Source organism: Deltaproteobacteria bacterium, assembly GCA_020848905.1.
GTDB lineage: Bacteria > Myxococcota_A > Polyangia.
In genome coordinates this window covers 1-20,617 of the sequence record JADLHG010000066.1, presented here as the reverse complement: position 1 = coordinate 20,617, position 20,617 = coordinate 1, and the positions used below count along the sequence as shown (strand labels likewise).

Annotated in this window: 14 protein-coding genes; 5 read left to right on the top strand and 9 right to left on the bottom strand. The window is 70.5% G+C overall.

All coding sequences use genetic code 11. The annotated features are described in order from the left end of the window. Positions 1 to 66: 66 nt before the first annotated feature. From IT371_28190 to IT371_28175, 4 genes are all read right to left on the bottom strand, one after another. On the bottom strand, positions 67 to 720 hold the full coding sequence (locus IT371_28190; protein MCC6751565.1) for a hypothetical protein: 654 nt from the start codon (positions 718 to 720) through the stop codon (positions 67 to 69). 372 nt (positions 721 to 1,092) lie between these two features. Then, positions 1,093 to 1,626: a GNAT family N-acetyltransferase gene (locus IT371_28185; GenBank protein MCC6751564.1), complete on the bottom strand. Its 534-nt coding sequence runs from the start codon at positions 1,624 to 1,626 to the stop codon at positions 1,093 to 1,095. 49 nt (positions 1,627 to 1,675) lie between these two features. Continuing rightward, the gene (locus IT371_28180) at positions 1,676 to 3,907 is read right to left on the bottom strand and encodes an EAL domain-containing protein (GenBank protein ID MCC6751563.1); all 2,232 of its coding nucleotides are present in this window, start codon (positions 3,905 to 3,907) and stop codon (positions 1,676 to 1,678) included. Positions 3,908 to 4,062: 155 nt separating this feature from the next. Next, the gene (locus IT371_28175) at positions 4,063 to 5,256 is read right to left on the bottom strand and encodes an NADH:flavin oxidoreductase (protein MCC6751562.1); all 1,194 of its coding nucleotides are present in this window, start codon (positions 5,254 to 5,256) and stop codon (positions 4,063 to 4,065) included. Positions 5,257 to 5,393: 137 nt separating this feature from the next. On the opposite strand from IT371_28175, the gene IT371_28170 reads away from it, so the two are divergent. Continuing rightward, a complete protein-coding gene (locus IT371_28170; protein ID MCC6751561.1) occupies positions 5,394 to 6,341 on the top strand; it encodes a hypothetical protein in 948 nt (315 codons plus the stop codon). A 10-nt stretch (positions 6,342 to 6,351) separates the two neighbouring features. Here IT371_28170 and IT371_28165 read toward each other — a convergent pair whose 3' ends face one another. From IT371_28165 to IT371_28155, 3 genes are all read right to left on the bottom strand, one after another. After that, complete coding sequence (locus IT371_28165; GenBank protein MCC6751560.1) at positions 6,352 to 7,566, bottom strand: porin; 1,215 nt, start codon at positions 7,564 to 7,566, stop codon at positions 6,352 to 6,354. A gap of 61 nt (positions 7,567 to 7,627) precedes the next feature. After that, positions 7,628 to 9,868, bottom strand: a complete 2,241-nt coding sequence (locus IT371_28160) for a glycosyltransferase (protein MCC6751559.1) — start codon at positions 9,866 to 9,868, stop codon at positions 7,628 to 7,630. Beyond that, entirely contained in the window at positions 9,865 to 10,779 is a 915-nt protein-coding gene (locus tag IT371_28155) for a hypothetical protein (GenBank protein MCC6751558.1), read from the bottom strand. The genes IT371_28160 and IT371_28155 overlap by 4 nt, the downstream gene beginning before the upstream one ends. Before the next feature lie 271 nt (positions 10,780 to 11,050). Here IT371_28155 and IT371_28150 point away from each other — a divergent pair, with 271 nt between their 5' ends. From IT371_28150 to IT371_28140, 3 genes are all read left to right on the top strand, one after another. After that, positions 11,051 to 11,869 carry an SDR family NAD(P)-dependent oxidoreductase gene (locus IT371_28150; protein MCC6751557.1) on the top strand — a complete coding sequence of 273 codons (819 nt, stop codon included), beginning with the start codon at positions 11,051 to 11,053 and terminating at the stop codon, positions 11,867 to 11,869. Between the two features lie 92 nt (positions 11,870 to 11,961). Continuing rightward, positions 11,962 to 14,274 carry a serine/threonine protein kinase gene (locus IT371_28145; GenBank protein ID MCC6751556.1) on the top strand — a complete coding sequence of 771 codons (2,313 nt, stop codon included), beginning with the start codon at positions 11,962 to 11,964 and terminating at the stop codon, positions 14,272 to 14,274. A gap of 82 nt (positions 14,275 to 14,356) precedes the next feature. Next, positions 14,357 to 16,870: a lipopolysaccharide biosynthesis protein gene (locus tag IT371_28140; protein ID MCC6751555.1), complete on the top strand. Its 2,514-nt coding sequence runs from the start codon at positions 14,357 to 14,359 to the stop codon at positions 16,868 to 16,870. Between the two features lie 75 nt (positions 16,871 to 16,945). Here IT371_28140 and IT371_28135 read toward each other — a convergent pair whose 3' ends face one another. Next, positions 16,946 to 17,494 carry a hypothetical protein gene (locus tag IT371_28135; GenBank protein ID MCC6751554.1) on the bottom strand — a complete coding sequence of 183 codons (549 nt, stop codon included), beginning with the start codon at positions 17,492 to 17,494 and terminating at the stop codon, positions 16,946 to 16,948. A 357-nt stretch (positions 17,495 to 17,851) separates the two neighbouring features. Then, positions 17,852 to 19,876, bottom strand: coding sequence for an enoyl-CoA hydratase/isomerase family protein (locus IT371_28130; protein ID MCC6751553.1), 2,025 nt, complete (start codon positions 19,874 to 19,876; stop codon positions 17,852 to 17,854). Positions 19,877 to 20,250: 374 nt separating this feature from the next. Between IT371_28130 and IT371_28125 the strand changes: the two genes are divergently transcribed. Continuing rightward, positions 20,251 to 20,617 (top strand): hypothetical protein (locus IT371_28125; protein MCC6751552.1); only part of this gene is annotated, 367 nt, incomplete at its 3' end.

Sequence of the window (20,617 nt, the reverse complement as noted above, 5' to 3'; positions counted from 1 at the left end):
GAGCGGCAACGCCGCTCGGGGCAAGCACCACCCGTGCAGCATGATCGACTCCGGTAGACTCTGGGTTCAGCTGCCCGGCACAGTGCTCGTAGGGATCAATCCCCGCAGCTTCCACCCGGTCTTCAAGAGCCAGGTTCGCGGCTCGAGCACGGGCGGGTCTCCCTCGGGCGGCACGGGCGAGAGGTCTTTCCAGCCGTTGAAGTAGCGGGCCGAGCTGCACGCGTCCAGGTCGCGTCGCGGGACCCACTTGCCTCGCGCACGTTCGTGCTTGCGTCGATTTTGAAGTACGTAGGCGAGGGCGGCCTTCACCTCGCTCGGCGTCCTCAGGATGTGCTGGTGGTAGCGGTCCCGAAACACGCGCCCCTTGCGGCCCACCGTGCGGTTCAGCGCGTGCGCGAGGCGAATGGCCAGCGCCCGCAGCCCCTTCATGAGCACCTCCCGGTCCTTGGCCTCGGTCACGAGGTGCAGGTGGTTCTTCTGGATCGAGTAGTGCGCCAGGTTCATGCCGAACCGCCCCGCCGATTTCACGAACGCGTGTTCGATCGCGCGGAGCTGCTTCTTGCTCCGCAGGTTCGGTAGCCCCTCCACCACCTTCATCGTGACGTGCACCGGGAACCGGCTGGCGAGCAGCGGTCGCGCCCGGTGTGGCAGCCCGCTCCCGGGTTGCTTCTTCCGCCCCGCACCAGTCCGCTTCCCACCCCACCCCGTCGCCTCCCGCATAGGCAGTGGGAGCTGCTTCGCAGAACCCGCCGGCGAACGTGTACCCGAAGACCGGTCACCTCCCGAGGAGGATTTGTGTTTGCGTGCCATCATGAATAAGGCCAATATTAGCAAATCGCTGGTCTTACGTCAAGCCAGCGATGTCCTTGCACGAACACACAACAAAGCCACTTGGTATGGAGTACGCCGAGGCCGACGAAGGGGCCCTCGCAAACCGCCCTCCCCGCCGCACCGATCCACCGCCGCCGCCCGCATGCGCTCACTGCCGCCCGCCCCCGCGCCCACCTCCCGTCGCCAGCCATCCTCCCCGCCGCACCGATCCACCGCCCCCGCCCGCGTGCCCCCACCACCGCCCGCGCCCGTGCCCTCCCCCTACGCCGGCTCCGACCGCAGGCGCGCGAAGACGAGCTCGTCCCCGACACGGCCGCCCTTCGTCACGTGCCGACGGAGGCGCGCCTCGAGGGTGAAGCCGGCCTTCTCGAGCACCCGCGCGGAGGCGGGGTTCCAGTCGAAGACGCCGGCGTGGATGCGCTCCAGCTCGAAGGTGGCGAAGGCCCAGTCGCAGATCGCCCGCACGGCGCGCGTGGCGATCCCGCGCCCCCAGTAGGGCTCCCCGAGCCAGTAGCCGAGCTCGGCGCTCTGCACGTAGACGTCGGCGCCGAGAATGAGGCCGATCCCCCCGACAAGCTCCTCGTCGGGCTCGAGGGCCAGCGCGAAGTGCGTCTCGGGACGCATCGCCTCGGCGAGGGCGAGCCACGCCAGGCCGTCGGCCTCGGTGTAGGGGTGCGGGAAGCGGTTGCGAAGGTGCTGCCAGATCCGGCGATCGTCGGCGAGACGCACGAGCGCCGAGAGGTCAGTCGCCGCATAGCTGCGAATCAGCACGCCCTCGCCGGCGGAAAGGCGCATGGCGCGCACGCCCTCGTCCGCGGAATGACGCACGGCCCGCGCGTCCCGGTTAGGCCGGCCCACGCCCCCAGGGCAACGCGTCGCCCCAGGGCTCGGGGCCCGCGAGCAGCACCGTGGCCTTCTCGGACTCGATCGCCGGCGAGAACCAGTTCCCCTGCGCCTCGTCGCAGCCGAGCTGCCGCAGGAGCTCGACGCGCTCGCGGGACTCCGGCCCCTCGGCGCCTACCTGCAGGCCCAGGTTGTGCGCGAGCCCGATGACGGCGCGCACGATCGTCGCGTCCTTCTCCATCTGCTGCACGAAGAGACGATCCACCTTCACGGCCTGCACGGGGAGCCGATGCAGCCGCGAGAGCGACGAGAAACCGGTGCAGAAGTCGTCGATGCACTGCTTGCCCGGCAGGCGCGCGAGCAGCTCCCCCACGGCGCGCGACTCGCGCGTGTAGACCTGTTCGGGGATCTCGAAGGTCACGAGCTCCGGCGGCACACCGTGGCGAGCGAGCGTCCCGACCGCCTCCTCCACGAACCCGGCCTGCCCGAGCTGCGACGGAGACAGGTTCACCGCCATGCGCAGCGTCCGCTTCGGGAATTCGCGCCGCCAGGCGGCGAGCTGCGCGCAGGCCTGCTCGAGCACCCACGCGCCGATGCGCAGCATCTGCCCCGTCTCCTCGGCCACCGCGAGGAAGGTCTCGGGGAGCAGCAACTCCCCCTGGCTCCGCTGCCAGCGGAGGAGCGCCTCGAAGCCGACGATCTCGCCGCTCGTGAGCGCGATGATCGGCTGGTAATGGAGCCGGAGCTCCCGCGACTCGAGCGCGCGCCGGAGCGCCGCCTCGAGCTGAAGGCGGCTCAGGCTCTCGAGGTGCGTCGAGCCGTCGAACATGGCGTAGCGCGCCTTGCCGAGCCCCTTCGCCCGGTACATCGCGCTGTCCGCGTCGCGCAGAAGAAGGTCCGGCTCGTCGCAGGTCTCGTCGCCGATCACGATCCCCACGCTCGCGGTGACCACGATCTCGTGGCCCTCGAGGACAAACGGCTCGGCGAGCGCCAGCGCCACGCGGTCGGCCACGAAGGTCGCGTCGCTCGGCAGACTCACGTCCGTCACCAGGATGGTGAACTCGTCCCCCCCGAGCCGCGCCACGACGCCGCTGCCGCGGACGCAGCCGCGCAGGCGCGTCGCCACCTCGACGAGCAGCTCGTCCCCGACCCGATGCCCGAGGCTGTCGTTCACCAGCTTGAAGCCGTCCAGGTCGAGGAAGAGCACCGCGTAGCGGTAGCCCTGCGAGCGCTTGACGCGCGCGATCTCGCGCTGGAGCTGATCGGCGAAGAAGGTGCGGTTCGGCAGACCCGTGAGCGGGTCGTGGTAGGCCGAATGCCGCAGCGCCTCCTCTGCGCGGCGCCGCTCGGTCACGTCCATGAGTCCGGCCACGAGCGCCGGCTCGCCGTCGAAGGTGAGCTGCTGCAGCGCGAGGGTCACCCAGGCCTGCGAGCCATCCACGCGACGAACCTGGACCTCGCGGTCGCGCACGAACCCCACGCGGCGCAGCTCGTCGACCAGCCCTTGCCGCTCGCCCGGGTTGACGAAAAAGTCCGGCGTGGGCCGCCCGATGAGCTGGCTGAGCGGCACCCCGGCGAGCGCCGCGAGCTCGGCGTTGCCGTATAGGCACGCCCCGTCGGAGAGCCGCATCACGAGCATCGGGATCGGCGCGGCCTCGGCGATGGCGCGGAAGCGGGCCTCGCTGTGCCGCAGCGCCTCCTCGAAGAGCCGCCGCTCGCGCGACTCGATCGACAGGGCGAGTAGTTGCGCCACCGACATGGCGAAGAGCTGGTCCTCGGTGCTCCAGTGGCGCTTCGGCCCCACGTGTTCGTGACAGAGCACCCCCGCCAGCTCGCCGCGCACGTAGACCGGCACGTCCAGCATGGAGGTGATGCCGAACTCGAGCAGGTAGCTCTGCGAGAACTCGCGCGTCCGCGGATCGGCGTGCGCGTCGTCGGCGATGAGCACCGCATCCTCTCGGATCGCGCGAAAGTAGGCCGGGTAGTTCGAGGCGAGGAGGTCTACCCCCTGGGCGTAGGTCCCTTCGGTGCGCAGGTAGATCGTCTCGAGGTGCAGCCGGTCCGGGCTCGTGTGCAGGGACCAGAACCCCACGCGCTCGACGGGCAACGTCTCGGCGGCGCGCCGCAGGAGATACCGCACCGTCGGTTCGAAGTCCGCGTGGTCGAGGGCCGCGAGCTCGAGCAGCACGACCTGCGCGACGTGGAGCTGCGTCAGGCGAGCGTGGAGCGCCACGGGCTCCTCGCCCTCCGGCGTCCCGCTGGAGGCTGGGGGCTCACCCGAAGGAGCTTTCGGCGCGCGCGACATGGGTCGAAACTCTATCACAGGGCCCAGGACAGGCGAGGGGCAAACGGCGCCGCCGCGTGGGCCGAAGAAGGGGCCCCGGGCCCTCAGTGCGGGTCGGAGACGAGCGGGCAGCGCACGGCGCCCCGATCCATCACGGCGATGCAGCGGTTACACGGGACGCAGCGCGAGGCGCGTGCCTCGCCACGCTCGAGGAGGCGCGGCAAGTCCGGCTCCATGATCAGCGGACGCGCGAGGCCGAGGAACTCGATCCCCTCGGCCACGATGGCCTCCATGCGGGCCAGCGTGCGGATGCCTCCGACGAGGATGAGCGGGAGCCGCACCGCCGCGCGCATCGCCCGGGCCTCGTCGAGAAAATAGGCCTCGGTGAAGGGGAAGGCCTTGACCATCAGCCGCCCGACGAGCAGGAGCCCGACCTTCTTCGTCAGGTCCGTCTGGTTGGCGTACATGTCCTTGAAGGGCACGTCGCCCCGCATGATGTACATCGGGACCTTCGAGACGAACCCGCCCGAGAGGAAGAGCGCGTCCACGCCCGCGCCCTCGAGCGCGCGTCCGACCTCGACCGCCTCGTCGAGCTCGAGGCCCCCGGCGAAGCCGTCACGCAGGTTCACCTTCGCGACGAGCGCCTTGTCGGCCGGTAGCGCCTCGCGCACCCGCCGCACCACCTCGAGCGGGTAGCGCAGGCGTCCCTCGAGCGAGCCGCCGTAGCGGTCCCGACGGTGATTCGCGTAGGGCGAGAGAAACTGGCTCAAGAGGTAGCCGTGGCAGAGCTGGAGCTCCACCGCGTCGAAGCCCGCCTCCACCGCCAGACGCGCGGCGCGCACGAAGTCTGAGGCCACGCGGTCGAGGTCAGCGTCGTTCATGGCCCGGGCCAGGGTGAGCGCGTAGGTGTTGTAGCGCGTGGACGGCCCGAGCGGCCGCCGCCCGATCACCTTCGACGCCGCGAAGTCCCCCGAGTGCCCGAGCTGGACCGAGGCCAAAGCGCCGGCGAGATGCACAGCCTCGGTGAGCCGCCGGAGGGGGCCGACCGCCGTGGGCTGCATGAGGAGCTGGTGCGCGTACGTTCGCCCGTCGGGCGAGACCGAGGCGTAGGCCACGGTGGTCAGCGCAACACCCCCCTCGGCCATCTGCCGGTGGTGCGCGACGAGCGCCTCGGAGGGGAGCCCGTCAGGACACATCCCCTCGAAGGCCGCCGAGCGGACGAGGCGGTTGCGCAGCACGAGCGGGCCGAGGGGCGCGGGGCTGAAGACGGGAGAAGGGGTAGCACCGGGGCCGTGCATCTCGCGGTCAGGAAAGCGCGTTTCGGGGTCCACCGCAAGGCGGCGCGATCCACGGGCAGAAATCGAGGCCGGCTCAGGCCACGTCCTCGTATATGTGTGGTGTAAACGTACGTCCCCGAGCATCCCCGGAGGAGCCCATGTTCCTGAAAATGCACCGGATCGTGATGGCCGCGCTGAGCCTCGGCCTCCTCTTCGGCCTGCCGGCCTGCGGCGCTCCCGATCCCTCCACGGAGCCCTTGCCCGTGGACCTGGACGAGCCGGAAGAGGGCAAGGCCGAGAACACGCAAGCCCCGTACGTGAGCTTCGAAGGACGGCTCCGGGCCTTCGCCCAGCGCAACCGCGCCTACGTCACGATGGCCACCAAGCAGGGCCGCCCGGCCGTCTTCATCAAGACCGCGGCGCTGCCGAACGAGGCGGCCGCGAAGAAGCTCCACGCCGACCTGCTCGCCACCTTCGGCACGAACACCCTCATGCTCTGGAACCCGGCCGACGACAACTACATGCACGTCGGCACCGGCACCGGCACGAACCTGCGCATGGACCGGCGCTTCCGCGGCAAGGCGATGCGGCTCTACGATCACTTCCACCTCTGGAACATGTCCGCCGGAAACCTGGACGAGGAGTGCTACTCCGAGGACGAAGAGTACGACGAGGGAACGAATCTCTTCTACGACGAGCCCTGCTACGACCCGGACCAGGTCGACCGGCAGCGCACCGTGGCGCTCGTGAAGCTCACGAACACCCAGCTCGGCGGGCTCTCGAAGTACCTCTCGGCCATCACCGACGACTTCGAGGGGACGCTCGGCCCGTCGGACTACTACGGCGGGACGCCCCCCTACATCAGCGGTCGCGCCGACGGGGAACACAACTGCACCACCTGGATCACCTCCTGGCTGAACAAGTACGTCTCGCGCCAGATCTCGACGCACGCGAACCCGGCCTCCTTCGTGCGCTCGCTCGTGCACGGGGACTACAACGGTCGCCTGCTGTCGATCTACCGTGCGGTGGTGGTCTTCAATCACCCGAACCCGCCGGCGGAGGGGGCGACCATCGACAGCCGCTTCCCGCTCGAGTTCGGGCACTGAGGCAGCGGCCTCAGAACCAGGTGGTCGCGCCTACGGTGAGCGTGTCCTGGTAGCGCCGATTGGGTAGATAGGGCGCGGTGGGCGTCCCCGCACCTTGGACGGCCCCCGCGAAGTAGAGGTCACGCGCGCCGTGGTCGTGGCGGTACTCGAGCCGGAAGACCACGCGCTCGTGCGGGCGTAGCTCGACAGTCCCCGTCCCCGAGGCGACCCAGGAGGCGGGGTAGAAGACCGCGGTCGCACCCGCGGGGACGCGCTCGTAGAGGGCATCACCCCGTGCCGCCAGGTAGAGCCACCGCAGGAGCTTCACCCGCGCGTAGAGCGCCGCCCCGATCCAGGCGCTCAGACCCATCGCGTTGGGCTCGAGCCCGCCGTCGAGGTGCAGGAGCAGAGAGAGGCGAGGCACCACGTCCCACGTCGCGTGCGCGTCGAGAAGATGCCGCCAGGCCCGACCCTCCCTCGCCTCGCGCTCGCGCTCCACTCCCACGAAGTAGAGCACGCTGAGCGCCAGGCGCTCGGGCCGCGTGTAGGTCGCCTGGAGCGAGATGGACTTCTCGGCGTTGTTGTCGACCACGCTGTTCCAGCCGTTGTACGCCGCGAGCGTCAGAGCCCACCTATCCGAGAGCGGATAGCTCACGCGCAGGCCCGTGTGGTAGTAGGGCAACGCGAAGAAGAGCGTCGAGCGAGACCAGTTCCAGTTGTCGCGCACGGCGATCCCCTCCGGCCCGATCGGCGAGAGGAAGAGTCCGGCCTGCACGAGGAGCCCCCGCCCGACGGGGATCCGGTAGCCCACGTAGGCCTGCTGCACGAACCTCCAGAGCTCGGGTCCCGAAGCGTTCGCCCCCGCCGCCCCCGACCGCCCGGGTTCGGCGCCGTAGTAGGTGCTCGCGGTGTGGCCAACCTGCAAGGTCACGCGGCCGACGACTCCCTTGTAGTCCCACTGGGCGTCGAAGGCCACGTTGGGGAGCGTGAAGCTGTTATGGCGGTTGTCGAAACCCCGGTAGTTCGTGAGGTCGTTCCCGGGCGTGTTGAAGTTCCACTGGTAGCAGACCTCGGCGTAGGCCCCGAGGGTGAAGGTCTTGGGCGCCGTCCGTACGCCGCCCGTGAGCTCGCTCGCGCTGGCCGCACCGAGGCGATGGTCGAGCTCCTCGGCGTCGGCATGGCCGAGCGAGGTGGCTAGCGCCGCGGCAGCGGCCACGACGACGAGAGGGAGGCGGACGAGTCCCACGGGCGAGCTCCTCGAGAGCTCTGATGAGGCCTGCGCGCTCGACAGACGTCAAGGGCTCTGCTCAGGAGCTCAAGGAGGCGCGCGTCTCTGCCCCGCCGTCCGACTCGGCCGCGTCCACCCGCTCGAGCACCGTGAGCGCCTTCGGCACCTGCCCCACGAGCCCGCGGGCCACGCGTGCGCGAAAAAGTAGGATCGCCGAGGTGGGCAGATCGTCGCGCCCGCAGAGGCACGCTTCCAGCCGGTCCACGGCCTCGGCCGCGTCGAGCTCCTTGTAGATCGCGAGCAGCTGGGGATAGGTCTCGCGCGGCGCCTCCGGCCCGACGAGTCGCTGCTCGAGCTCGCGCGCCGCACCCTCCAGGTCCCCGCGACCGAGCCGCTGCTCCACCGTCGGGGGGAAGCTCTGCTGGGCGAGCAGCCGCAGCCCCGCCGGCGACGCGACGAGGCCGAGCTCGCGGCGCGACGCCCCCTCGTTCTTCACCACGAAGGCGCGCGGATTCTGCGCCCGGAAGGCCATCGGATCGGTCACCGGGCCCTGCCCCGGGGCGAGCGGATAGGGGTCGAACTCGTCCCACCCGTACTGCGCGGCGTACTTCACGTCCACTCCGTCGCAGATCGGCCGCACCGCACACCCTTCGCACTTGCGCCCGTAGCTCTTGGTGAACATCGACCCGGCGTCCGCGAGCTGCGCGCGCTGGTGCTCGAGGTACTCGGCCACCGAGCGGTGCTCCTTGACCTGCCCCGTCCGCAGCGTCGTGCGCCACTCGTAGGGGTCGAGCTCGACGCCTAGCACCCCCACGAAGTGCTTCTCGAGGCCGCGGTAGGCGCAGAGCGGCCCGTAGCGCACGTTCACGGCCACGCCTGCGTCCTCGAGGATCCGCGCGGCGTGTTCGAGGTACGGCTTCACCTCGCGATACCGCGCCTGCACGCCGAGCATCCGCTGGTCCTCGTTCCAGCGGAAGTAGGTGTTCATGACGATGAAGTTCGAGATGCGCACGCGACGTCGGATCAGGTGCTGTGCGATCTCGGGCAGGTGGCGGTAGTTATGCTGGTAGACGAGCGTGTTCGAGCCGTAGGAGAAGCCGCGCGCGTCGAGGACGTCCATCACCTGCGAGAGTTTCTCGAAGCTCTCACCGGTCGTCTCCTGGAAGAGCGCCGGATCCACCGCGTGGACCGAGAGCAAGAAGTCGTCGAGCCCGGCCTCGAGCAGCTCGTCGAGGAGGAGCTTGCGCCCCTTGCCCATGGGGCGCAGCAGGAACTGCCCGAGCGTGATGATGCGCGCCCGCAGCCCGAGCTCGTCGAGCCCGTAGCGCACGATGTCGACGATCTCGCGGTGGATCGTCGGCTCGCCCCCCGTAATGTCGAAGTGGGTCAGCCCCGCCGCCGCCATCCCCTGCAGGATCTGCTTGCACTCGTCGAACGAGCGCATCGTGGCGCGGCGCATGCCGGCAAACTGGTCGGTCGAGCCGTCGTGGAAGCTGTAGTAGCAGAACTTGCAGCTGTGGGTGCACTTGAGCCCGACCTCGAGCACGCCTCGACGGCTCAGCTCGCCGACGGGGTGCATCCACGGCGGGGTCACCTGGGCGAAGAGCTCGTCGTACTCGCGGCGGATCCGCTCGGGCTCGAGCACGAGCAGGTTCCCTTGCTCGTGGGCGCGCATCACGCGCGTCTTCTGCGTGTCGGAGGCGCGGTAGAGGAAGTGGGGCTCGCGCACCCCCAGCATGGCCTTGGTCAGCCCCAGCCGGTGGTAGAGCTCCGTGTCCTCGGCGTAGATGTAGCGCCCCGCGTAGCCGCCGAGGGCGAGCAGCCAGTCGCGACGCAGCATGGGGTTCGGCGTGACGTGCCCCGGCACGCGCAGCAGCTTCTCGCGGCTGTACTCCTCGGCGTAATGCGTGGCGAGCACCTTGCCGGCTGCGTCGATGCGGAAGTACCCGGTGAAGATGAGCCCCACGTCGGCGCGACAGGGGGAGCGCTCGAGCGCGGCGAGCGAGGCGGAGACCTTCGTCGGCAGGAGGACGTCATCGGCGTCGAGGAACTGGATCCACGCGCCGCGGGCCTCCGCGAGCCCGCGGTTTCGCGCCGAGGAGGTGCCGCCGTTCTCCTTTTCGATGATGCGCACGCGGTCGGCGTAGGCCCGCACCACCGCGGCCGTGCCGTCCTTCGGGCCGTCGAGCACCACGACGACCTCCGTCGGGGCGTAGTCCTGGGCCAGCGCGCTCTCGATCGCCGCGGCCACGGTGCGCTCGTCGTGATAGGCGGTGATCACCACCGACACGAGGGGACGTTCGCGCTGCGTCTCGGTCATCGGGCCACCTCCTGCGCCTGGGCTGCCGCCGGCTCCTGCCACCTGCGCTCGGCCACCGCCGCGTACATCGCGAGCCACCTCCCGACGAGCCGCTCGGGCCGGTAGTAGCGCTGGATGAAGTTCACCCCGGCCGCGCGCCGGGCGGCGAACCGCTCGGGTCGCGTGAGCGCCTCCTCGACGAGGGTCACGAGCAGCGTCCCGGCCTCCGTCACGCTGCGCGCCACGGCGAAGGGGGGCGGCGCACCCACGGCCTCGGTGAAGCGCAGGCGCCCCTGCGCGGAGAGGCCGTTGACCGCTACGAGCCCCTGCGCGAGCGCCTCGAGGCTCTCGAGTCCGTAGTAGCCGTGGAGGTGGTCCAGGCTCACGTGGCAGCTCGCGCGCACCTGCGCGAGGGCCTTCGCCCGCATGAGGCTGTTCGGCGCGACGTAGACCACGCGCCCCGGGAGCTGGCGCAGGATCGGGTCGAGGAGCTGGGCGAAGAGCTCCTGATGCTTGTCGTGGAGCGAGGGGCTCTTGAAGATGCGCAGCGGGCCACCACCGAGCGGGGCGGAGAGCGGCAGCTCGTCGGGGAGTATGAGGTTCGGGCAGTAGACCGCCTGCGGAAAGGGGGCGAGGAGGTCGGGGGTCGAAACCACCTGCGGGACCTCCAGTCGCAGGGCCAGACGTCGGTCCGGGTCGCCGTGGATGTGCAGCAGCACGGGCCGGCCAGCCAGCTCGGCCTCGAAGAGGGCGAAGGTGGTGAGGCCGTGCACGTGGATCACGTCCGCCTCCCCGATCAGGCGACGCGTCTCGCCCCACGGGGGGTTCACGCGCTCCTCCGGGTGCTCGGGAGGAAAGCTGCGGGGGTCGAGCATCACGGCGTCACACCGCACCCCCTGGGCTCGTAGCGCCCGCCCCAGGCGGAAGGGCATGCCAGCCATCTCGCTGATCGATAGTTGAAGGACACGCATGGCGACGTGTCGCTGCAGGAGCCGGGCCAGGGCAGGCCGCTCCGTGCCACCTGGGATCTTCGCGCCTTGGCGCTGGTGCGGCGCGGCGCCGTCCTGCGGCCCGCCCCGTCCCCCTGACGGATCCGTCAAGCACCTGACTCCCGCGCCGCAGGGCACGCTTGCCGCTGGTGGGAGCCGGTCGCACATGCTAACGCTCGACGCACCACCGCGCGCGACGAAGGAGCGAGCACCCATGGCCAGCCCGGAAGCCCTCTACGGAGCAGGAACCAGCATCCTCATCACCGGCGCCTCGAGCGGCATCGGGGCGGTGCTGGCCGAGCACCTCGCCCAGTACGGCGGACGTCTCGCGCTCGTGGCCCGGCGCGCGGATCGCCTCGAGGAGGTGGCGGCGAAGGTCCGCGCCGCGGGGGGCGAGCCCCTCGTGATCGTGGCCGACGTCAGCGATGCGAGCGCGGTCGCCCGAGCGCACGCGGAGATCGCCGAGCGGCAGGGCGCCGTGCAGGTGGCGTTCCTGAACGCCGGGATCGGCGCCACCATGCCCATTCACCGCTTCAAGGCCGAGATCCCGGTCCGCGCCATGCAAGTGAACTACTTCGGCGCGGTCTACTGGATCGAGCACCTGCTCCCCCCGATGCTCGAACGCAGCGCGGGCGTGATCGTCGGCATCTCCAGCCTCGCGGCGCTAGCCAGCATGCCCGCGAACGGAGGCTATTCGGCCTCGAAAGCGGCTCTGTCGAACCTCCTGTCGTCCCTGCGCATGGAGGCAGCCCCGCGTGGCCTGCAGATCTCGACGGTGGAGCCCGGCTTCGTCCGCAGCGAGCTCACCGACCAGAACAAGACCCCGATGCCCTTCTTGATGGAGACGCTCGACGCGGTCCGCATCATCTGCGATGAGGTGGCCGACGGCCGGGCGGTGATTCGCTTCCCCTGGCCCATGTCGGCGGCGTTGCGCGTGCTCCAGACCATCCCTCGACCGCTCTACGAACGCATCGGTGCCGCCATGGCCGGGAAGATGACCCGCAAGAAGTCGTCCCCCACCCCGAAGCATTGACCCGCACGACGCGCGCGAGGTCACCCGCCGGACCGCCAGCTCCGGCAACTCTGGGCTTAGCCCTCTCGCCAAGTTAGCGGTATTCTGGGCCCGTGCGTCCCCAGCCCTTCGGTCGCTACCAGCTCCTCGACCGCATCAGCTCCGGCGGGATGGCCGAGGTGTTCCTCGCGAAGACCCAGGGCGTGCGCGGCTTCGAGAAGGTGCTGGCCATCAAGCGCATCCTGCCGCTCGTCGCGGAAGACGCCGACTTCCAGACCATGTTCGTCGACGAGGCGCAGATCTCCGCGCACCTGACGCACGCGAATGTGGCGCAGGTGCTGGAGTTCGGCCAGATCGAGGGGCAGTACTTCATAGCGATGGAGTACGTGGCGGGTCGCGACCTGCGCGCGCTCCGTACGCGGCTCGCGGAGACCGGCCGTCACATGCCGGTCGACATGGCGCTCCACATCGCCGCGCGCGTCTGCCAGGGACTCGACTACGCGCACCGGCAGAAGTTCCCCGACGGACGCTCGATGGAGATCATCCATCGGGACGTCAGCCCACCGAACATCCTCATCTCCTACGAAGGGCAGGTGAAGATCATCGACTTTGGCATCGCCAAGGCCGCGAGTCGTTCGACGCGCACGCGCGCCGGCAAGCTGAAGGGCAAGTTCGCGTACATGTCGCCCGAGCAGGTCGAGGGCGTGCAGCTCGATCACCGCTCGGACATCTTCGCCGTGGGGATCGTGCTCTACGAGATGCTCACGAACCGCCGTCCCTTCGAGGGGGAGAACCAGCTCGCGACGCTGAACCTCGTGCGCAAGGCGGTGACGGACCCGCCCTCGACGGTGAACCCGGAGGTGCCGCTCGAGGTGGATCGCATCGTCGCGCGGGCCCTGATGCGCAAGGCGGACGAACGCTACGGCTGGGCCTCGGAGCTGCGCGCCGACATCGAGCGCTACTTCGGACGCGCGGGGACGGCGTTCGAGACGCATCACCTCGCCGACTGGATGAAGCGCGAGTTCGCCGGCGAGGTGGAGGCCGAGCGTCGGCTGATGCAGCGGATCAGTCAGCTCCAGGCCGACGACGACGCGGAGGTGAAGGCGCCGAGCGTCGACGGCGGGGCCTCGCGGCGGGGACGGGATCCGCGGGACCTGACGCCGGCGATAGACCTCGACCAGCCGCCGCCGCGGACCGAGGCTCTGGCACCGACGGCTGACGCTCGCTCGCTCGACGCGCCGCTCCCCGCCACGCAGGCCGTGACGGGCCCTCTGCCCCCCGTTCGAGCCAAGCGCGCCACGCCGGAGCCCGAGCCGCTTCCGCCCACGGGTCGCCGCCAGATTCTGCCCGCCGCGACGCCGTCGTCGAGCCCGAGCCGCGAGACGATGACCGGCGGGGACGAGGGCGACCTTCAGGCCGACGGGTGGCACGAACCCACCACGCTCGACGAGAGCGACACCGGAGAGCGACCGAACCCGCCGGTCGCGGCGCCGGGGCGACCAGGAGCGCGCGCCGCCGGAGGTCGGGGTGCTGAGGGACGCACGAACGCCTGGGTCGCGCCGACCGAGAAGGACGACGACGAGGACGAGCCGCCGGAGACCTCCCAGCACGCCGCTCTCCTGTCGGAAGAGGAGCTCGAAGAGGACGCGAGCGACGAAGACGACGAGCCGGTGGACGAGCTCCCGATGGGCAAGACCACCGTGCTCCACCGAGGCTCGACCGACGACGTCCTGGCGCACCTTCCCACCATGGCGGTGCCCATCCCCGGCCGCGGTGGCGACGAGGCCGACGCTGGCGCGCAGACGCGCATCCTCCCGCCCGGAGCCTCGCGACCGCGCGTGGTCACCGGGCCCCGCGCGTCGGTACCTCGCCCCGAGCATCGTGGCGGCGCGCAGGTGTCCGGGGTAGTGGAATCGCTCGCCGACGACTTCGAAGAGATGGACGCCCCCGCCCCCATCCGCAAGAAGGCCCGCACGGACCGCCTCGGACGCGAGGGCCGCGGCGAGACGGGCAAGAAGAAGCGCCGCGTGCAGAACACGGCTGTCGGCTTCGGGGAGGGAGTCCGTCGCGCGCTCTCGCGCCTCACCAGCACCCAGATCGTCGTGCTCGTCGCCAGCGCGACGCTGGTCTTCATCGGCCTCGCGGTCCTCGTCGGACTGCTCGTCGCGGACAGCAGCACCGAGGGGAGCAGCGAAGGGACGGGGTCGCTCATCATCACCTCGTCGCCACCAGCGGCGTGCACCGTCGGGATCGACGATCGCCCGCGCGGGCTCCTCTCTCCCGGGGCCTCCATGACCCTCGCGGGAGTCCCCGCGGGCCCGCACGCGGTCTCGCTCACCTGCGTGGGCTACAAGCCCTTCAGCCGCGCCGCGCTCGTCAACGCGTCCCAGGTCACGCTTGTCGAAGCCCAGCTCCAGCGAGAGTAGGTCTCCGCCAGACGCCGTCGTCGACGGGCCGCCCCGCGCCCGCCCGCGGCGTCTCCGACGGCTTCCGCACTGCGCGGGCCTCGTGCTCCTCCTCGCGGCGAGCCTCGCTCCGTCGGCTCGCGCCCTCGCGACCCCCGAGGTCCTCTCCGACGGCAGCCCCGGGGCGCGCCTCCTCGAAGCGCGGCTGCGCCTCGACCGCCGGGTCGTCGACGCCGCGCCGCCACAGATCTGGGTCCTCGGCGCCACGCCCTCCCCCGCCGCGTGGCACCGCATCCTCGCCCGCGTCCGCGACGGTGCCCGCCTCCTCTTCGTCCCGGGCTCCGCGCTCCCGGACCTCGGCCCCCTCGGACTGCGCGCCGGATCGCCCCTCACCCAGCGCGCCTCGCTCGCCCCTGCTCCCTCGGCGACGGGCCCCCTCGTCGAACAGGCGGTCTGGCCCACCGCGCCGCAGACCGGCCTGCGCGTCCCGCTCTCCGTCGCGGGAAGGACGCCCCTGCGCCCGATCGTCCTCGATCCCGCGACCCGAACGCCCTTGCTCCTCGTCGGACCGCTTGGCCGCGGCCGCGTCGCCGTCTTCGGCCTTTCGCTCACGGATCCGTCGAACCGCGACCTGCTTCTCTGGCCCTACTTCGGCTACCTGGGCTACGCCCTCGGCTGCGAGCTCCTCGGCCTCCCCACCGATCGGTTCGCCGACTGGCCTTACGCGCCGGTGCCGAGCGGTCGCACGGCCTGGCTCCTCGGTCTCGGCATTGCGCTGGCCTGGGCGCTCACGATGGCCCTCTTCGTCAAGGCCCGCCGCTACAGCCGCGCTCACCCCGAGCTGCTGGCGCGCTTCTTCCACACGGCCCCTGCGAGCCCCGGCGCCGCCCCGCCGCGCACCCTCTGGCACGCCGTCGGTTTTACGCGACCACTGGCCGGTTTCCTCACGCTCGCCGCCATCCTCTTTGTGCTCTTCGCCCCCTTCTACTGGCTCAACAACATCTTCATCCCGAACCGCATCCAGCCCTTCCCGCAGGCCAAGGGGATCTGGGACTTCGCCTGGGAGGCGCTCCAGGTGGCGTGGTTTCTCTTCGACGCCGGCACCTTCGTGGCCTTCGTGAAGTACTTCGCCGAGTACCGCCTGAAGGACCCCGCCGAAGCGGTGAAATCGGCGCAGTTCTTCATCTGGTGGCAGATCCTGACCGGGCTCGTGCAGGTGAGCCTGGCGGTCCTCGCCGCCACGCTCATCCTCCCGAGGACGCGCTACGGCTACAGCTCGAACTTCGTCATGCTCGTCGCGCTCGGGCAGTACCCCGGCTTCTTCGGCGTGGTGACCTTCTTCTTCCAGGCCTACCAGCGCTTCGACTACAACATCGGCCTCGACCTCCTCTCCGACTGGCTCCTGCGCTTCGTGCTGCAGATCCCGTGCGTGCTCCTCTTCCGCGCCTGGGGAGCACGCAACCCCGAATACGGCGAGGCCTTCGGCGCCGCCGTGGGGATCGGCGTCGGCTTCTACGTCTCGACGGTGGTGACCTTTCTCGTCGGGCTCGTGCTCTACCGTCGACTCGGGCTACGCATCACACCCCTCGTGCTCGCGCACTTCGACCGCAAGACGGCCTGGCGCATGCTGTCCTACGGCCTGCGCGTGGTGTCGGGGCAGCTCTTCTTCCGCATGGCCAAGACCGTCGAGCGCGTGGTGATCTCGCTCCTGCTCATCAACTACACCGAGTGGCTCGGCCTCGAGTCGCAGATCCACTACAACCTGATGTTCCTTTTCCCCGTGGCCTACCGGTTCTTCGAGACGGCGATGGCCGCGCTCAGCGAGAGCCACGGCAACGACAAGCCCGTGCTAACGCAGTACTACCTCGCGCGCTTCTTTCAGGTCGGCTCGCTCTACAGCGCGATCGGACTCTCGCTGCTCGTCGCCCTCGGGCCCACGTTCGTGCGACACGCCATGGACCCCCAGTGGGCCCGCGCCGCGGAGTACCTCGTCATCGCCGCCGTGATCGGCGCCTTCTTCGCCCCGGCCTGGCTCTCCGACATGCTCCAGAAGGGTGCCGGCCGCCCCGGGCTCTTCGCCATCGCCCTCGGCGTGGAGCAGGCGCTGCGCATCGGCCTCTTCTACCTTTTCATCCCTCGCTGGCAGTTCATGGGTTTCTACCTGGCGCTCCTCGGCACCATCGCCCTGAAGGTCTGCGGCGCGTGGCTCGTGAACCACCTGTTCATCGTGCGCGTGCGGCTCTTCCTCTGGCCCATGTTCGTCGCGCCTGCGCTGGCGGGGCTCGCGAACTTCGCCCTCCTGCGGGGCCTGGCCGCTCTCCTCCCGTTCGAAGGGCGCTGGGAGGTCACGGCGATCTTCTTCGCCGCGAGCCTGCTCTCCTTCCTCGTCTGCCTCTTCGCCTGCGGGCTCGCGGGCGGCTACGACGCGGTGTTCCTCGAGGAGCTGGACGTGGCCTCGCGCATGACCGGAGCGCTCAAGCCGCTGACGCGCCTCTTCTACGGTGTCGCCCGCGCGGGGGCGCGGCTGAGTCCGCTGCACGGCCGCTTCCCCGTGCGCATCGCCGCCGAGGCGCGCGCCGAGGCCGAGGCGCTCGAGGCGCAGCACCGCGGCGAGTAGGCCGACAGGCCCCGATGGCTACGACCACGGCCAGCTCGTCGCACGCCGGGCCTTCACCGTGCACGCGGGATCGCGTCAGCTCTTGCGCTTGGGGGGCGCGGGGGCCGGAGCGTTCGGCATCCCCTGGATGGTGCGTTCGTGCCACGAGTCGAGGGCGTGCAAGGTCGCGTCGTGCTCGACGAGCTCTTCGACGTAGTGCTGCAGGCGGCCCGGGCCCTCGGGTCGACCGTGCAGCGTGGCCGCGAGCTGCCGCAGCCAGCCGGAAGCCGCCGCTTCCGCCCCGCTCGCCGCGGGAGGACGGGCCAGGTGCCGGGCGAGCTCCCGCGTCAGCACCTCGGCCACCTCCTCTGCGTCGAGCACCATGCGCACCAGGAGGTCGTCGATGGTGGTGCGCCGCGGGCTGCAGAACTCCCGCGCACCGACCATGGCCGGAGCGGCCAGCTCGCGCGTCTCGAGGTAGCGGTCGATGAGAAGCTGCAGCTCTCCCGTCGGGGCCTGCGCCGAGTCCCCTGGCGCTCCCCCGACGGAGGGCTCCGGCGCATCGGCCGCGGCACCCGCCAGATCGGGGACCGACGCCAGATACTCCTGGAGCAACCCATCGATGTCCCGAGGTTTGGAGGACATCCCACGATCAGTATATCGCATCGCGCGTTTTTTTCTCGCGCCGCCCTAAATCCTCCGTGCCCGGCACCGATGGACAAGAATGACTCGCCGGTGCGCCCCCCTTGTCGCTCCGGAGAGTTCGCGCCTCCCTTGCCGTCGGACGTTCCCCGTCCCCCAAGCCGGCGGCAAGGGGGGCCTTCCTCTCGATCGCGAGGGGAAGAGCCGCAGAATCGAGGCCTGCGGCCCCTTTGGAGGCGATTGGGCGCGCGTTCCCGCGCGTCGCGTCCAACGCTTGGTGCCGGCGGCGGCCAGCGGTCTACATGGTCGGCTGGCCGCCGTCCGGGCACCTGAGGGAAGCCCCCACCCCCCTTCTATCGCCTACCGATGCGCGAACTGCGCGGCGACCTTCGGGCCGTTCTTGATGAAGTTCTCCATGCCGAGCCGCACGTCCTCGGTCAGCATGCACTCTCCGAACGCCTCGGCCTCGAGCTCGAGTCCACGGTCGAGAGTCGAGCGCGCGCCGTCGAGCGTGGCCTTCACGAGCAGCCGGTCGATGCAGGTGCTCAGGCCGCCGATCCCCACCTCCGGCAGCGCCTCCGGCACGGGGATCGGCCCCTCGGGGATCGGAGAAAGCTTCACGCGACCGGCGGCCGCCTCCCGCGCCAGCTCCACAGCACGCGAGAGCAGCCGCTCGGGAGCCACCTCCTCGCGGATGAGTCCGAGCTCGAGCGCCCGCGCCGAGCCGATCGGCTCGCCGGTCCGGAGCAGCGGCCACGCCGCCTCCATCCCAATCCACCGCGGCAGGCGCTGCGTCCCACCGTAGCCCGGGACGATGCCGAGCTTCGGCTCCGGCTGTCCCACGAAGACCTTCTGTCCGCGCACGGCGAGGCGTGCGTGACAGGCCATGGCCAGCTCGTTGCCGCCGCCGAAGGCCAGGCCGTTCATCGCCGCGATCACCGGCTTGCCGAGCTGCTCGAGGCGACGCAGCACGACCTGCCCGCGCCGCGCCTTGGCCACCGCGTCGGCCGGGGTCTTCAGCACGGAGAGCTCGCGGATGTCCGCTCCCGAGACGAAGGCGCGCGTGCCGAAGCCTCGCACCACGACCGCCGTCACGCTCGCGTCTTTCTCGATCGCCGCCACGTGGCGCTCGAGCTGGTCGATCACGCCCGCGTTGAGGGCGTTCAGCACCTTGAAGCGGCGCAGGGTCAGGATCGCCACGCCGTCGCGGTCCTCGCGCGAGACCGACTCGAGCGGCCACGCGGCGCCCTGCTCGGCCTGCGCCTTGAGCCGCGCCGAGACCTTGAAACCCGGGTTCGCCGCGGCGAAGCGCTCCACGAGCGCGAGCGAGGCGCCCAGCCCCTTCTCGTTCATCAAGGTGAAGGCCGGGTGCATCGCCAGCGCGAGCCCCAGCACCTCGTCGAAGTCCGAGAGCGCGATCAGCCCCGCGTCCAGGATCTCCGTCGTCAGGCCGAAATACGCCCCGAGCATCCAGTCCGAGACGCGCGCGAAGGTGGCCTCGTCCACCTCCACCTTCACGTCCTTGCCCGCCATGGGCCACGGCGCCCCCTTCTCCAGCTGGGCCTTCAGCAGGGCCGGCGAGCGGAAGAACGGCATGATGTGCGTGTGGTAGCCCGTGAGGCCGATGTTCGTGAGCGGGTTGCCCCCCGTCAGGTTCATGGCCGTGAAGGGCCCCACCCCCTGCCCGAGCGCCTTCTGGCAGACGGCGTCCACCTGCTCGACCGTCGCCATCCCTCCCTCGACCGCCAGCGCCGCGGCGAGAAAGAGCCCCTCGAAGACGGGGTCCACGGCGAAGCCGTAGCGACCGCCCACGTTGACCGGGAGCTTGCCCGCGAGCTCGTACATCCCCATGAGGAAGCGCGTGACGGCGACGTCGGTCCGCTCGCCCGGCACGACCTCCACCACCGGGTTCTTCTCGGCCGGATAGAAGTAGTGCGTCACCGCGCAGCGCTCGGGGCGCGGCGTGCCGGCGAAGATCTCCGCCGGAGGGAGGTGCGACGAGTTCGAGGTGAAGATCGCGTCCGGGCCGCAGAGCTCGGCCAGCGTGCCGAAGATCTTCTGCTTCACCGGAAGGTTCTCGGTGGCCGCCTCGACCACGAGCGCCGCGCCGCGGAGCGCCTCGTACTCGAGGGTGAACTGGATCCCGGAGAGGAGCGCCTGGGCCTTCTCGGGCTTGAGCTTCCCCCCGGCCACCTGCTTGTCGAGCTTCTTCTGCAGGCGCGCGCGCGCGGCGGCGAGCGCGGCCTCGGCGATGTCCACGACCACCACGCCGACCCCCTGGGGCCCCAGCGTCTCGGCGAAATGCAGGGCGATGTCGGGGCCGATCTGGCCTGCGCCGACCACGCCCACCTTCTCGATGCGGCGACCATCAAGCTCGAATGCCACGGTGTCCTCTCTTTCTAGGGGTGCCGCCAGCGTCTACCACAAGGCGCACCGACCGTGGAAGGTGCGGCGCCACGACGGGCGTGATCGCGGACTGTCGGTCAAGGGTGCCCGGGAAAACGGTGACACTGACCAGGGGCGGTGGCCGACGTCGCGCAGGCGGGCGATGGGCCCACGCGAGAGAGGTGGTGGGGGGGAACGCGTGCGCCGGCGAACGCATGCGGGGGACGAGCGAGAGCGCGAACGGCAGTGGGCACACCCGGAGGGCGGGGGTGGATCGGTGCGGCGGGGAGTGTTGTCGTTGGTTTGTGTTTGTGTTTGGAGGTGACCGGTCTTTCGGCACGCGTTCACCGGCGGGTTCTGCGAAGCAGCTTCCGTTGTCACTGCGGGAGGCGAAGGGGTGGGGTGGGAAGCGTACGGGTGCGGGGCGGAAGAAGCAGCCGGGGAGCGGACTGCCGCATCGGGCACGACCGCTCCTGGCTAGCCGGTTTCCGGTGCACGTCACGATGAAGGTCGTGTCAGACCTGCCCAACCTGCGTGCGAAGCCGCAGCTCCGGGTGATCGAGGCCGCATTTCGGGCGGCGCTCGGCCACCACGGGCTCAATCTCGCGCACTATTCGATCCAGAAGAACCACCTGCACCTCATCACCGAGGCCAAGGACCGGGACGTCCTGATGAAGGGGCTCAGGGGCCTGGCGATTCGCCTCGCCCGGCGACTCAACGACCGCCTCGGGCGGCACGGGC

Coding starts and splice junctions, on each gene's coding strand:
- IT371_28150 (MCC6751557.1), top strand. CDS start 11,051: ATGGCCAGCCCGGAAGCCCTCTACGGAGCAGGAACCAGCATCCTCATC.
- IT371_28135 (MCC6751554.1), bottom strand. CDS start 17,494: ATGTCCTCCAAACCTCGGGACATCGATGGGTTGCTCCAGGAGTATCTG.
- IT371_28185 (MCC6751564.1), bottom strand. CDS start 1,626: ATGCGCCTTTCCGCCGGCGAGGGCGTGCTGATTCGCAGCTATGCGGCG.
- IT371_28160 (MCC6751559.1), bottom strand. CDS start 9,868: ATGACCGAGACGCAGCGCGAACGTCCCCTCGTGTCGGTGGTGATCACC.
- IT371_28175 (MCC6751562.1), bottom strand. CDS start 5,256: ATGCACGGCCCCGGTGCTACCCCTTCTCCCGTCTTCAGCCCCGCGCCC.
- IT371_28155 (MCC6751558.1), bottom strand. CDS start 10,779: ATGCCCTTCCGCCTGGGGCGGGCGCTACGAGCCCAGGGGGTGCGGTGT.
- IT371_28190 (MCC6751565.1), bottom strand. CDS start 720: ATGCGGGAGGCGACGGGGTGGGGTGGGAAGCGGACTGGTGCGGGGCGG.
- IT371_28170 (MCC6751561.1), top strand. CDS start 5,394: ATGTTCCTGAAAATGCACCGGATCGTGATGGCCGCGCTGAGCCTCGGC.